Origin of the sequence: Clostridium zeae (genome assembly GCF_017312485.1) — a bacterium.
GTDB classification, from domain to species: domain Bacteria; phylum Bacillota; class Clostridia; order Clostridiales; family Clostridiaceae; genus Clostridium_AR; species Clostridium_AR zeae.
Map to the genome: position 1 here is coordinate 1609378 of NZ_BMBA01000001.1, position 15179 is coordinate 1624556.

The 15179-nt window shown below is 32.7% G+C and carries 9 protein-coding genes; 1 reads left to right on the forward strand and 8 read right to left on the reverse strand.

The window, feature by feature from the left end; all coding sequences use genetic code 11:
* Positions 1-328: 328 nt before the first annotated feature.
* The 3 genes from nifJ to murG form a co-directional block, all read right to left on the reverse strand.
* A complete protein-coding gene (gene nifJ / locus J3477_RS07540; protein ID WP_206869690.1) occupies positions 329-3850 on the reverse strand; it encodes a pyruvate:ferredoxin (flavodoxin) oxidoreductase in 3522 nt (1173 codons plus the stop codon).
* Positions 3851-3977: 127 nt separating this feature from the next.
* Positions 3978-4403: a flavodoxin gene (locus tag J3477_RS07545; protein WP_206869099.1), complete on the reverse strand. Its 426-nt coding sequence runs from the start codon at positions 4401-4403 to the stop codon at positions 3978-3980.
* Positions 4404-4674: 271 nt separating this feature from the next.
* Positions 4675-5757, reverse strand: coding sequence for an undecaprenyldiphospho-muramoylpentapeptide beta-N-acetylglucosaminyltransferase (murG, locus tag J3477_RS07550; RefSeq protein ID WP_228731229.1), 1083 nt, complete (start codon positions 5755-5757; stop codon positions 4675-4677).
* Positions 5758-5956: 199 nt separating this feature from the next.
* Between murG and J3477_RS07555 the strand changes: the two genes are divergently transcribed.
* Positions 5957-6139 carry an alpha/beta-type small acid-soluble spore protein gene (locus J3477_RS07555; protein WP_206869100.1) on the forward strand — a complete coding sequence of 61 codons (183 nt, stop codon included), beginning with the start codon at positions 5957-5959 and terminating at the stop codon, positions 6137-6139.
* 43 nt (positions 6140-6182) lie between these two features.
* Here J3477_RS07555 and recJ read toward each other — a convergent pair whose 3' ends face one another.
* Genes recJ through J3477_RS07580 form a run of 5 tightly spaced genes read right to left on the reverse strand, consistent with a single transcriptional unit; the run spans position 6183 to position 14720 of the window.
* A complete protein-coding gene (recJ, locus tag J3477_RS07560) occupies positions 6183-7961 on the reverse strand; it encodes a single-stranded-DNA-specific exonuclease RecJ (protein WP_206869101.1) in 1779 nt (592 codons plus the stop codon).
* A 13-nt stretch (positions 7962-7974) separates the two neighbouring features.
* A complete protein-coding gene (locus J3477_RS07565) occupies positions 7975-9186 on the reverse strand; it encodes a M16 family metallopeptidase (RefSeq protein ID WP_206869102.1) in 1212 nt (403 codons plus the stop codon).
* A gap of 57 nt (positions 9187-9243) precedes the next feature.
* Positions 9244-9804, reverse strand: coding sequence for a DJ-1 family glyoxalase III (locus tag J3477_RS07570; RefSeq protein WP_206869103.1), 561 nt, complete (start codon positions 9802-9804; stop codon positions 9244-9246).
* 15 nt (positions 9805-9819) lie between these two features.
* Positions 9820-12750: a DNA topoisomerase IV subunit A gene (locus J3477_RS07575; protein ID WP_206869104.1), complete on the reverse strand. Its 2931-nt coding sequence runs from the start codon at positions 12748-12750 to the stop codon at positions 9820-9822.
* Between the two features lie 17 nt (positions 12751-12767).
* Positions 12768-14720 carry a DNA gyrase/topoisomerase IV subunit B gene (locus J3477_RS07580; RefSeq protein ID WP_206869106.1) on the reverse strand — a complete coding sequence of 651 codons (1953 nt, stop codon included), beginning with the start codon at positions 14718-14720 and terminating at the stop codon, positions 12768-12770.
* Positions 14721-15179: the final 459 nt, after the last annotated feature.

A 15179-nucleotide genomic window follows, 5' to 3' on the forward strand; every position in this document is an offset into this window, starting at 1 on the left:
TGTGTGAAATTCACCTCCTTTAATAAAATAGTATGTTTTAATTTTACCCTAATATTAGGATTAATAAAAGCTTTTTTTATTCTTTAATAAATATTATTACTTTTAATAAGACTTTAGACATAGAAAATTAGTGTATATATCTATTATTTTTTATAACAACTTCTACTATAGAAAATACTTTTATATTATCTAACTTCCAACCTTCATATTATGATAAATTTTTATCCTTATAATGCATAATTTCATAATTTTTTTACAAAAGTTCTATGCATCATACTTTTCAAAAAACAAGGGAACTAGCAGAGCTAGTTCCCTTATCATCATTCAACTATTCTTGAGTAGCAAGTCTCTTATAGTTTTCTAATCTTTCCATAGCATCTTCATAAGTCTTTTCAAATAAAGCATCTGCAGCTTCTGGGAATGCCTTAGCAAGTGAAGCATATCTTACTTCGCCCATTAAAAATGCCTTGAAGTCAGCAGTTGGTTCTTTAGAATCAAGTGAGAATGACTTCTTACCTTGTTCCTTAAGAGTTGGGTTGTATCTGTACATAGCCCAGTATCCTGACTCAACAGCTTTCTTAGCTTCTAATTGGCTGTTACCCATACCAGCTTTTAATCCATGGTTTATACATGGAGCATAAGCTATTATTAATGATGGACCTGGATAAGCTTCAGCTTCAGCTATAGCTTTAAGAGTTTGGTTCTTATCTGCACCCATTGAAATCTGAGCAACATATACATAACCATAGCTCATAGCCATCATTCCAAGATCTTTCTTCTTAGTTCTCTTACCGCTAGCAGCAAACTTAGCTATAGCAGCAGTTGGAGTTGACTTAGATGATTGACCACCTGTATTTGAGTAAACTTCTGTATCAAATACAAGAACATTTATATCTTCTCCTGATGCAAGAACGTGATCTAATCCACCGAAACCGATGTCGTAAGCCCAACCGTCTCCACCGAAGATCCATTGTGATCTCTTAACTAAGAAATCTTTTTCGTTTAATATTTCTTTTGCTATTTCAGCAGTTTCAGTTTCTAAAGCAGCTATAACTCTGTCAGCTCTATCTCTAGTACCTTCACCGTTGTTTATATTTTCTAACCAATCACCTAAAACAGCCTTAGTTGTTTCGCTTAAATCAGCTTCTAAAGCAGATTTAACTGTTACAGCTAATCTTTCTCTTATAGCAGCAACTCCAAGGTACATACCCATTCCAAACTCAGCATTATCTTCAAATAATGAGTTTGCCCATGCTGGACCATGTCCTAGATGGTTCTTAGTGTATGGTGTTGAAGGAGCAGATCCTCCCCAAATTGATGAACATCCAGTAGCATTAGCTACCATCATTCTATCACCGTATAATTGAGTTACAAGCTTAGCGTATGGAGTTTCTCCACAACCAGCACAAGCACCTGAGAACTCAAGTAATGGTTGTTCAAATTGGCTTCCTTTTAATGTTGTCTTGCTCATAGGGTTAGCTTTTGGAGCAACAGCTTCAGTAGCATATTCCCAAGCTGGAATTTCAACATGTTGTGAAGCTTGTGGCTTCATTATTAAAGCTTTTTCTGGAGCTGGACAAACTTGAGCACAGTTTCCGCATCCTGAACAGTCAAGTGGGCTTATTGCCATTGTGAATGACATAGGTTCAGCAGTCTTTAATGCTTTAGCTGCTACTATCTTCATTCCTTCTGGAGCATTGTTCTTTTCTGTTTCGCTTAATAAGAATGGTCTGATTACAGCATGTGGACATACATATGAACATTGGTTACATTGTATACACTTATCTGCTTGCCATTCTGGTACGTTTATAGCAATACCTCTCTTTTCGTAAGCAGCTGTACCATTTTCGAAAGTTCCGTCTTCCATTCCACCTAAGAATGCTGATACTGGAAGTGAATCTCCTTCTTGTCTGTTCATTGGTTCAACTATCTTAGTTACGAATTCTGGTTTAACCTTAGCATCAACAACTTCTGCATCAACTGCATCAGCCCAGCTTGCAGGTACTTCTATAGCAACAACTGAATCAACACCCTTATCTATAGCAGCATTGTTCATATCAACAACGTTTTGTCCCTTCTTACCATATGAAGAAACAACAGCGTCCTTTAAGTATTTAATAGCATCTTCTACTGGAATTATGTCAGCTAACTTGAAGAATGCAGATTGCATTATCATGTTTATTCTTCCACCAAGACCAATTTCTTGAGCTATCTTAACAGCATTTAAAGTGTAGAACTTAATGTTGTTTTTAGCGATATATCTCTTATAGCTTGCTGGTAAATTTGCTTCTACTTCTTCTGGTGTCCAGATAGAGTTAAGTAAGAATGATCCATTCTTCTTTAATCCATCTAATACGTTGTATTTGTATACATATGATTGGTTATGACAAGCAACGAAATCAGCTTTATTTATTAAGTAAGGTGATTTTATAGCTTTCTTACCAAATCTTAAATGAGATACAGTTATACCACCAGATTTCTTTGAATCATATGCAAAGTAACCTTGAGCATACATATCAGTATGGTCTCCGATTATCTTTATAGCACTCTTGTTAGCACCAACAGTACCGTCTGATCCAAGTCCCCAGAACTTACATGCTTTAGTTCCTTCTGGAGTTGTATCTATATCAGCAGTTATAGCATCTAATGATGTATTAGTAACATCATCAACTATAGCAACTGTGAATCCATCTTTAGGCTCATCCTTAAGTAAGTTTTCATAAACTGAAACTATGTGAGCTGGAACTGTATCCTTTGAACCTAAACCATATCTTCCACCAACTACAACTGGAGCATTTTCTTTTCCGTAGAAAGCATTCTTAACTTCTAAGAATAATGGTTCAGCAGCTGATCCTGGTTCTTTAGTTCTGTCTAAAACAGCTATTCTCTTAACAGTTGCAGGTATAACCTTTAACATTCTTTCAACTGAGAATGGTCTGAATAATCTTACCTTTACAAGACCAACTTTGTTTCCATTTGCATTTAAGTAATCTATAGTTTCTTCTATAAGGTCAGTAACTGAACCCATAGCAACTATAACTCTATCAGCATCTGGAGCTCCATAGTAGTCAAATGTGTGATATTCTCTACCAGTTAATTTAGTTATTTCAGCCATATAGCCTTCAACTATTTCTGGTATAACATCATAATATTTATTAACAACTTCTCTTTCTTGGAAGTATACATCAGGGTTTTGAGCTGTACCTCTTGTAACTGGATGATCAGGATTTAAAGCTCTTCTTCTGAACGCTTCTACTGCATCAGTATCAAGAAGTTTAGCTAATTCATCATACTCTAAAACTTCTATCTTTTGTATTTCATGTGATGTTCTGAATCCATCGAAGAAATTAACAAATGGTATTCTTGATTTTATAGCTGTAAGGTGAGCAACTGCTGATAAATCCATAACTTCTTGTACAGAACCTTCAGCTAACATTGCAAAACCAGTTTGTCTTGCAGCCATAACATCTTGATGGTCACCGAATATATTTAATGAATTTGCAGCTAATGCTCTAGCTGAAACATGGAATACTCCTGGTAGTAATTCACCAGCAATTTTGTACATATTTGGGATCATTAATAGTAAACCTTGAGAAGCTGTAAAAGTTGTAGTTAAAGCTCCTGCTTGTAATGAACCGTGAACTGCACCAGCTGCACCAGCTTCTGATTGCATTTCCATTACCTTTACCTTTTGTCCAAATATGTTCTTTCTTCCTTGAGCAACCCATTCATCAACATGTTCAGCCATTGGTGATGATGGTGTTATTGGGTATATAGCTGCTACGTCTGTAAATGCGTATGCGATATGTGCAGCAGCAGTATTACCATCCATAGTTTTCATTTTTCTAATTGCCATCGAGTTGACCCCTCTTTCTTATATTGTTTTGATAATTGTTTTGTATGATGAGTTATTCTAAAATAATAAATATTTTAGAAAAATAAGATTGACTGTTATTTTTGATTATTTACTGAGAGTTCTATCTCGCAAGTTCTTTTCCTAGTTCTCTAGCTTTTCTAAGTTGTTCTTCACTAGGTGATTCTTTAACTGCAAGAATATCAACTACATTAAAACCATAATCCTTCATTCTATCAGACCAATCGATTATGAATTGTCCTTCATCCCAGCCGTATGATCCAAAAAGAATTAGTTTTTTGCCATTGTTAGGCAGTAACTTAAATTGGTTTATGTAAGGTTCCATCTCTTGTTGTTCTATTCTATTATTGTCCATTGATGGACTTCCAAAAGCAACTGAATCGGCATTCATAACATCATCAACAGTAGCATCAGTTACATGTTTAATCATAACCTCTGCGCCATTTTCTTTGGCACTTGCTGCTATTGCATCTGCTAAAACTTCAACGTTTCCCCCGTTGCTCCAGTAAATTATTGATACTTTCTTCATCGTAACAGCACCTCATTCGCTTGTTAAATTCTTAACAACTTGTTGTGGCTACAAATTCTGCCCTTTGTCCACATAAATATTATACAGTATGGAAATTATTTTTCAAGTTTCATATTTTAATATATTCCGTAAATTTATTCTTGCAGAGCACAAACCGGTATAATACCGCCTATTTTCATTACAAAACCCCTTATTTCCTTGTTATTGCTAATTATTCTATTTTATCGGACTATTTTTTAAATTTTCTCTCAATTCCGCATTTTTGGAGAAATTATTTTTTCTCTCTAACGCAATTCATTATTACCTCAACTATATTAGCTACTCCATCCTTACCTTTGCTCTCACGCATATTGGTTATATATTTATTTCTGTCACTTTTTAATATCTCCAGTTGCTCTAAAAGTCTTTCTTTTGTTAGCTCTTCATCCTCTATAACAAGACTAAATCCGCTATTTTTAAATGACTTCGCATTTAAAACCTGATCCCCTCTGCTAACCTTTGCTGATAATGGAATGAGAATATTAGGTTTCTTTAAAGCTAGTATTTCAAATATTACATTTGCCCCTGCTCTTGAAATAATATAATCTGCAGCATTCATTAAATCTGGCAATTCTTCTGACACATACTCAAATTGAACATACCCTTTTATATCCTTGCAAGATGAATCAGAATTTCCTTTTCCGCATATATGAATTATATTATATTTTCCTACCAAATCATTTAATGAGCTTCTTACAGTTTCATTTATTACTTTTGATCCAAGACTTCCACCTATAACAAATAGTACTGGTTTATTATCATTAAATCCGCATAATTTTTTCCCTTTAATAGCACTGCCTTCAAATAATTCTTTTCTTATAGGCGTGCCTGTATAAACACCTTTGTCATCTTTTATATATTTTAAACTTTCTGAAAAAGTTACACAGAGCTTATTACAAAATGGTGCTGCAAGCTTATTAGCAAGCCCAGGAGTTATATCTGATTCATGAGTCACCACTGGTACTTTTTTAATTGATGCTGCTATAACAACAGGAACAGTAACAAATCCTCCCTTGGAGAATACTATATCCGGCTTTTCTTTTGTTATTATTTTATAAGCCTCTACCATTCCTTTTACGACCTTAAACGGATCCGAGAAATTTTTCACATCAAAATATCTCCTAAGCTTACCACTAGATATACCAAAGTACTCCATATTAGAGGAATTTTTTATTATATCTTTCTCTATGCCATCTTTACTTCCTATGTATTTTATATCAAAGTTTTCTTTCATCAGCTCAGGTACTAGCGCAAGGTTAGGAGTTACATGTCCTGCAGTTCCTCCACCAGTCATAATTATTTTATATTTTTTCAAAAAAATCATCCCCTTAAATTTTTCCCTAATTGAATTATAGCCATCTATATTATATTAAAATCAACTAAAAAGATGAACTAGATTTTTTAATATAAATTTAATGACTATTATTCCATCAATCCTATATTATCAATTTATTGCTTTAAGGACAAAATATTATCGTATGATTAATAAATTAATTAGATAGGAGGTATATTATATGGCTCAAAAAGTATTAATACCAGAATCTAAAAACGGCTTATCTAAATTCAAATATGAAGTAGCTAATGAATTAGGGGTTCAATTTTCAGACTATAATGGAACCGTTTCTGCTAACCAATGTGGTAAAGTTGGTGGAGAAATGGTAAAAAGAATGATTGAACAGTATGAGAAGAGTTTATAGTTTTTCCACACAAAAAAAGGGATACGATATTTCGTACCCCTTTTTAGCATAGTCTAATACTTTTAATTATGGCTTGAATACTTCTATTACCGTTATACTCATTTATAGACGGATAAAAAAGAAAATCCATTTTAAAGTTACAAAATGAAGTATCTAAAACGTTAAGAAATTCATTTTCTCCATATTTATCTATGAATTGTTCTTTAAATTCTTCATATTTATTGAAGCAAATTCCGTCCATACTATAATTGCTACCTAGCATCTTAAATCTAAACTTTAATATATTTTTTTCTTTCCCTATAGCCCATATTCTAATAGTTTCCACAGACTTTTCTCCAAACAAAGGAGTATTATTTCCTTTTCCAAATGGCTCAAGCTTCTCTAATTCATCTACAACCTGTTCATTTACATATGCTAAAGGAAGTCGTAAGTCTATTCTAACCTTTGGAACTATATCTTCATCCTTTAGATTACAGCCTTCTAGCAACTTTTCTCTAAGTTTAGGTATATTTTCTTCTTTAACAGACAATCCTGCCGCCATTGGATGGCCGCCAAACTTATCTAATAATTCCTTACAATTAGATAATTCCTCAAACATATTATATTCTTCTATAGACCGTGCTGAACCTTTAGCCATTTCTTTTCCTTGTGTCAAAATCAAAGCTGGAACATTATATTTTTCTCTAATTCTACCAGCTACAATCCCCGCAATACTTTCATGAATTGTATTATTATAAACTACTAACACCTTATCTTTTTCCATATGATTTCTTACAATTTGCTCTTCAATTAGTTCGACACTCTCAGTAGTCATTTCTTGTCTTCTTTGATTTAATTCATGTAGTTCTTTTGCAAGTTCAGATGCTCTATCATTCTCATTTGTAATAAGCAGTTCAACGGATAAATCTGCGGTTTCTAATCTACCAGTAGCATTTACGCAAGGTCCAATTACAAATCCAAGATGATATGCACCTACTACTTTACCCTCTAGATTAGTTTGCTTCATCAATGCTTTTAAGCCTATATTTTTAGTATTATTAATCCTTTTTAAACCTTCTTTTACTAGTATTCTATTTTCATCTACTAAATCCACTACATCGCATACAGTAGCTATAGCCGCAAATTCAAGTAAATCATAAACCTTATCCTTTGAAATCCCTAAAGCTTCATACAAACACTGAACTAATTTAAAAGCTACCCCTGCACCACATAACTTCTTAAAGGGATACTGACAATCACTTCTTTTAGGATTTACGACTGCATCTGCATTAGGGAACTTCTCAATAATACTCCCATCTTCCTCCTTAAAAATAGGAATATCATGGTGATCAGTTATTATTACATCCATACCTAAAGCTTTAGCTAAATCAACCTGCTCAAAAGCAGCAATTCCATTATCACAGGTCAATATTAACTCGTATCCTTCTTCCTTTAACTTTTTTATTCTATTGCTATTCATTCCATAACCTTCGTCTTCTCGATTAGGAATATAATAACTGTAGTTTGCATTGCAATTCTTTAAAGCATTATTTAGAATTACAGTACTGTTAACTCCATCACAATCATAATCTCCATATATTATAATTTTTCTATTATTCTCAATAGCATGCTTTATCATAGCTACTGCCTTATCCATATCTTTCATAAGGTGCGCATCATACAATTCATTTATCTCGCCATATAGAAATTTCTCAGCTAGCTTTACATTAGTTAGATCTCTATTTACCAACAATCTTGCAGTGAATTGGCTTATATTTAATTCCTTTATAAGCTTATTTGCATCTGCAACTCCTTTGTTTATCAAAAGCCAATTTTCACTCATATATATATCTCCATCACCAAAGTACTTGTTTTGAAGGGTTTACAAATACTTTTTTCATCACGCTAATTATATCTTTCTTATTAATCTCGTATTCAAATTCCAATTCATCAAAAACCATTTTACCTTTTTTGTACATAAGCTCGTAGATTGTAAGTCTATTTGCTAATACAATACTCTTTTCTAAGTCTAGTGCACGTTTAAGTTTCAATCTCTTTATTAAATAATTAATATCTTCTTGCGTTAGCATCTGAAAATCGTTAATCGCATTATCAACAAGTAAATCTATAATATTAAGACATTTATCAACACTATTTTTAGATGTACTGCAATTAATAGAAATCAACTTTATATTTAATTCATTTTTCACAGTGCTGAATATCTCATAGGCTAATCCGCTTTTTGTTCTAACCTTATCAAACAATCTAGAACTTACGCCTTCACCAAACCACATATTAAATATTCTAAGAGCTTCTACTTCTTTTGTATCTAACATGCTTATATCATATATATACTGTATTTTTGCCCCATCAAAACCACTGACCTCCTTGTAGTGAATCCCTGATTTTATAGACTCATCACTAGCTATTTGTTTACTATATCTTCCTTCAAAACTTGAGAACAAGCTATTAACTACCGATTTTACGTTATCAAAAGAAATACTTGTAACCACTGAAATCACACAATTTTCCGGTACATAATATTTTTTGTAGAAGTTCTTTAAATCATCTATATTAATTTCTTTTATTGAGTCTTCAGTGCCAATGATAATATCTTTTAACCTTTTTCCTTCATATGAATTATAAAACAATTCATCTTCACAAAACTGGCTAAAATCTTCCTTCCATTCATTAAATTCTTGTAATATTACATCCATCTCTTCTTTAAATCCAACCTCACTTAAAGTAGGATTTAGTATTATATCCGAATATAAAGAGAAAGCTTCAACAAAATCTTCATTAGAGGAAGTTCCGTAATAAATACAATAGGGGAAATTTGTCATAGCATTATTAAATCCAAAAAGTCTATCACACTTTAAATTAATTTCATCTTCATCTAGCGTAGTCGTTCCTTTAAACAGCATATGTTCAAGCGCATGTGCAGTTCCAAGCTTGAAATTCACTTCTGCATTAGCACCAGCTTCAAACCCGATACAAAATGAGGTTACGTACGACTCTCTATGTTCATATAAGAGTCTAACTCCATTATTTAAAACAAGCTTTTCCATAAAAACCTCCAAAAGAAAATTTAAAAGTTCCTAGAGGATCCCCTCTAGGAACAAATACTATTTGTTAAGTAAAAAATTGAACATCATACCTTCTTTTAAATCATTAGCTTCTTGTTCATACCCTAGTTTCTCTAGTAGTTTAAATGCAAAAGGTAATGTTGTAGCTGGACCTCTACTTGTTATTATATTTCCATCTACCACAACTAGCTCATCTTTATAAATACAGTGCTCTAATTGCTTATCAAAAGACGGATATGAAGTTAATAACTTACCGTCAATTATTCCTGCTTTAGCTAAGACTATTGGTGCTGCACAAATTGCTGCAACGATTTTTCCCGAAGCATAATAATCCTTAACAAGCTCAATAACTCTTAAGTTTTCTTTAAGATTAGAAGCTCCCGGCATACCTCCTGGCAAAACTATAGCATCATAGCTATTTAATTCTTCACTTTCTAAAGTTATATCTGCCAATACTAATATATCATGAGATCCAGATACCTCTTTATCTTTAATGCTGCATGTTTGACACTCTACATTTGCTCTTCTAAGCACGTCAACTACAGTAAGCGCTTCAATTTCTTCAAAGCCTTCCGCTAGTAATACCAATACCTTTTTCATATAACCTCTAACCTCCTATTTAAGTTGCACTTCTTTTATATAATCATTTTGCAGTACAACAATTAGACAATTCCCTCTACCAGCTCTATTTTGTGTCTTGATTTCCTCTAACATAATTTCCTTTTTGTCACCATTATTTGAAACTAAAATAACTTTCTCTGCTGCTACCATTTCTGCTGCAATTTCATTATAACTCTTGTTATTTTTACTTTCAATAACCGACTTTAACACTGATCCAAAAACAACTGAGTCATCTTCCTTCAAACTTATCCCTGTTACTCCAGAAGCAACTCTTCCCATAGGTGAAACATTTTCTTCAGAGAACTTTATAACCATACCCTTCTTAGTTGCCATTAGAATGTCTGCATTACCTATGTTTTTATACACCTTAACTGCAACTACTTCATCATCATTATTTTTCAACTTGTATGCTACTTGGCTACTGCTATTTCCTTCAAACTCTTTCATTATCGTTTTCTTTACTAGTCCATTCTTTGTAAAGAACATTACAGACTTTTCTTCATTAAAATCTTTTTCAGAGCTCAAACTTAATACCACTTCATCATCACTAAATCCATCTACTAACATTCTTATATTTATCTCATCTGAAATGGTTTGTATTAAATAGCTTGGAATTTTGTACATATTACCTTTTGATGTAAATATCAAAATTTGCTCATTTGAAAGTGTAGCAGTCTTCATAAAGACGTCTTTTAATGCCTTCTTATATATTTTCATATTTCCTTTTTTATTTACACCAACTATAAAATCAGCAAAATTATATTCATCTATGTACTCTATTCTTACAACTTCGTCTTCTTGACTTATAGGACTCAAAGGAATTCCTATTATATTTCTATCAACAAGCTCCAATTCAGGTTCTTCAACTTGAAAGTCCAAACCTAACTTTGTTTTCAAATGTATAAACTTAGCTTCTTTTTCAAAATCTATTAATCTTACATCTACTAGCTTTTCATTTTCCTTTAATCTAATAGCCAAAAGTTTAGAGTATGCAGTTACAAATTTGTCCATAGCAGTCTTCTTTATAACTGCTTTCGAAGTTATAAATTCAAAACATTTATTTGGCATAAAGTTGTCTACTGATAAAGCCATTATTATCTTTTCTTCATCTATAGATAATACCTTTATAATTTCATCAATTCTTTCTCCCTTATCCTTCCACTTGTACTCTGGTATAAGGTTACACTTAGCTTGATACATATTACCCTTATCAGTGAAAAATAATATATTATCCTTCGTGTTAGAACTGAAACAATACTTAAGGTAATCTCCTTCTCTATATTCAATATCTTCTGGATTTGAATTTGATCTATTGTAAGATTTTAAAGGCACTCTCTTTATAAATCCATCATTTGATAGGGTTAGCATAACATCTTCAGCTATTATAAGTTCCTCTATATCTATTTTAGCTTCACTATCATCTTCTATCACTGCAGTTCTTCTAGCACTAGCAAATTTATCCGTAACTTCTTTTAATTCTTCTTTTACTACCTTTAAAAGTTCTTTTTCGTCACTTAATATTTTTCTTAATCTCTTTATAATCCTATCTAGTTCCTTATGTTCCTTTTGGAACTCTTTTATTTCAAGGCCCGTCAATCTATAAAGCATTAATTCCAATATAGCTTCAGCTTGAATCTCGCTAAATCCAAATCTGTCTATTAGATTTATAGATGCATCTTTTTTAGATTTAGAAGCTCTAATTGTTTCGATTATTTGATCCATTATATCGATAGCCTTTATAAAGCCTTCTACGATATGAAATCTCTTTTCTGCTACTTCTAATTCTCTTATAGTTCGTTTTGTAACAATATCCTTTTGATGGTTAACATAATGCCCTATTATAGTCTTTAGTCCCATTGTTTCAGGTTTACCGTCTGCAAGAGCAACCATATTAAAGCTTATATTGCACTGAAGGTCTGTCTTTTTAAATAAATATTTTAATACTTTATCAGCAATATTTTCATCAGCATTTTTCCTTAGTTCAATTACAGCCCTGATACCTGTTCTATCAGATTCATCCCTTATATCTGTTATAGCTTCTAAAGCTTTAGCATGCCTCTTATCTCCTGTCATCTCAGAAATAAGCTGAAGAAGCTTAGCCTTATTTCTTCTATATGGAAACTCAGTTATAACAATGCCTAATCTCCCATTTTCTAGCTTCTCGATACTTGTCTTAGCTCTTAATGTAACTTTTCCTTCACCAGTTTCATAAGCAGAAAGCATAGAATTTTTGCCTATTAATATGCCACCAGTTGGAAGGTCAGGTCCTTTTATAAAGTTCATTAATTCTTTTGTTGTTATTTCTGGATTTTCTATATAAGCCAAAACTCCATCTGAAACCTCTTTTAGATTATGAGGTGGTATATTTGTAGCAAGACCAACAGCTATCCCGAAAGCTCCGTTCACTAAAAGATTTGGGTATCTACTAGGTAAAACCTTAGGCTCCAATTCAGTGTCAGAATAGTTAGGAACCATCTCAACTATTCCCTTATCTATATCTCTAATCATTTCCATAGCAATAGGTGCAAGTCTCGCTTCTGTATATCTCATAGCAGCTGCACTATCACCATCAATTGATCCCCAGTTTCCATGTCCATCTATCAATGGTTCTCTAGTAGTAAAGTTTTGAGCCAAAATTACCATTGATTCATAAACAGAAGAATCACCGTGTGGGTGAAATTTACCTAAAATATCTCCAACTATTCTTGCAGATTTATAGTATGGCTTATCAGGGAAAGCTCTTAGAAGGTACGCTCCGTAAAGAATTCTTCTATGAACTGGTTTTAATCCATCTCTTACGTCCGGTAATGCTCTATCCTTAGCTACCTCAACTGCATAAGGCAGGTAGTTATCAGGCATTGCCTCTTCTATAGCTATAGGAATTATATTATTATCCTTAGGAATCGCTTCATTCTTTTTCGCCATTTAAATACTCCTCCTATCTAAAACTCAGCATATTTATAAAGATATTTTTTACGTGGCTCAACAACATCCCCCATAAGTAAAGAGACCATTTTTTCAGCCTTAGCAGCATCATCTATATTAACCTGATAAAGGGTTCTTGTCTCCGGATTAAGTGTAGTGTCCCACAACTGTTCTGGATTCATCTCTCCAAGTCCCTTATATCTTTGTATCAAAGCACCTTTTCCAATGGTTTTCTTTGCTTGCTCTAATTCTTCATCACTATAAGCATACTCAGAAACCTCGCCATTCTTAGTATTCTTATATACCTTGTAAAGTGGAGGTTGTGCAAGATATAGATGTCCATTGGCTATTAACGGTCTCATATACCTGTATATGTATGTCATCCACAAGGTTCTAATATGATATCCATCAACATCAGCATCACTCATTATTATAATCTTATCATATCTTAAATCTTTTTCTTTATAGTTATCTAAAGTTCCAGTACCTACTGCTGCATTAAATATTTTTAATTCTTCACTAGCAAGTACATTTTCTAGTTTTTGCTTCTCGGTGTTCATTATCTTTCCCTTTGAAGGCATTATAGTCTGAAATCTTCTGTCTCTAGCCTGTTTAGCAGAACCACCAGCAGAATCCCCTTCCACTACTATAAACTCAGTTTGAGTATTGTCCTTCAAAGTACAAACTGCTATTTTTCCAGCTAGAGGCGCAGCACCTTTTCCTATTTTTTTCTTTTCTGCTTCATTTATTTTTCTTATTTTCTCTCTTCTTGCAGCAGCATCAAGTGCATTATTAATTACAGCTGTAGCTGTTTCCTTGTTATCTTCAATCCATTCAGAAAATCTTATATATGCAAGTTCATTCATCATAGTATAAGCTTCATTATTACCAAGCTTAGTTTTAGTTTGTCCTTCAAACATAGGATTAGATATCTTTATTCTTACAATTGCGGTCATGCCCTCTCTTAAGTCATCACCTTCGAATTCTTTATCTTTCTCTTTAATTAAGCCAAGCTTTTTAGCCCATTCTTTGTAGGCCCTTGTCATTCCTGTCTTAAATCCAGTTTCATGAGTTCCAGCTTCAGTTGTAGGTATATTATTTACATAGCTGGCTATATACTCAGTGGACGAATCAGTAAACTGTATGCATGCTTCCCCATACATATTTATCCCATCTATCTCTTTTTCACCTGAAAACAAGATCGGTTCTTGATGGATAGGTGTTTTACTTTCATTAAGATATTCTATAAAATCTAATAGACCTCTTTCTGAATAGTACTCTTTTATTACACTTTCTTCTTTTCTATCATCAATAAATTTAAGCTTTATTCCTTTATTCTGGAAAGCTAACTCTTTTAATCTTTCATCTATTACATCGAATTTAAAATCTGTACTGGAAAAAATTTCATCATCAGGCATAAAGGTTACTTTAGTACCAGTCTTATCAGTCTCACCTATAATCTCTAACTTAGTTACAGGTGTACCCGGCATAAGCTTTTTTAATTGCTTATCCATTGCATACTCAAATCTTTGTCTGTATATCTTACCATTCTGATACACTTCTACTTCTAGCCATTTTGACAATGCGTTTACTACAGCAGCTCCAACTCCATGTAGACCTCCAGAAGTCTTATAGTTTTTATTATTGAACTTACCACCTGTATGAAGCTCAGTATATACCATCTCTACACCAGATTTTTTCTTAATAGGATGTATCCCTGTTGGAACACCTCTTCCATTATCAAGAACAGTTACACTTTTATCTTTATTTAATAATACAATTGCTGTATCTCCAAACCCATTTGTTATTTCATCAATAGCATTATCAAGAACTTCCCATACACAATGATGCAGTCCTTTACTCCCAGTAGAACCTATATACATTCCAGGTCTTATCCTTACCGGTTCAAGTTTTTCAAGTGACGTAAGATCTGTAACATCATAACTGCTATTTAAAATTTCCTTTTCCATCATTCTCCTCCAAAGTAATTAATACCTATATAACACACTTTATATTATTCTTTCGTATCCTGTATTTCAATTCTTGAATTATAAGTACAGAATTTATGAATTCCCTAACTATAATCTAATAATAGTAGACTAGCGACTTCATTTTCGAGATTCAATCATGTCTACACAAAGATTTCAATTCCTCATTATCAAAGTATAAATACTTTAATAAATTATGTCAAACATTTGTTCGCATATATCTATTCCATATTATTATTATAGATATACTACATCATGTAATTGTAATTAATATTTCAACTATTATCAAGATAATTGTAATAATATTGAAATTTTATATATTTTTAAACCTCAATCCACCTTAAATTTCTATATATTATCAATTTTTTTATATATATTACTTCCGTTTATATCTATATTTTAAAAGCTTCCTTAATAATGAGCTACTTCGAAAATATAATT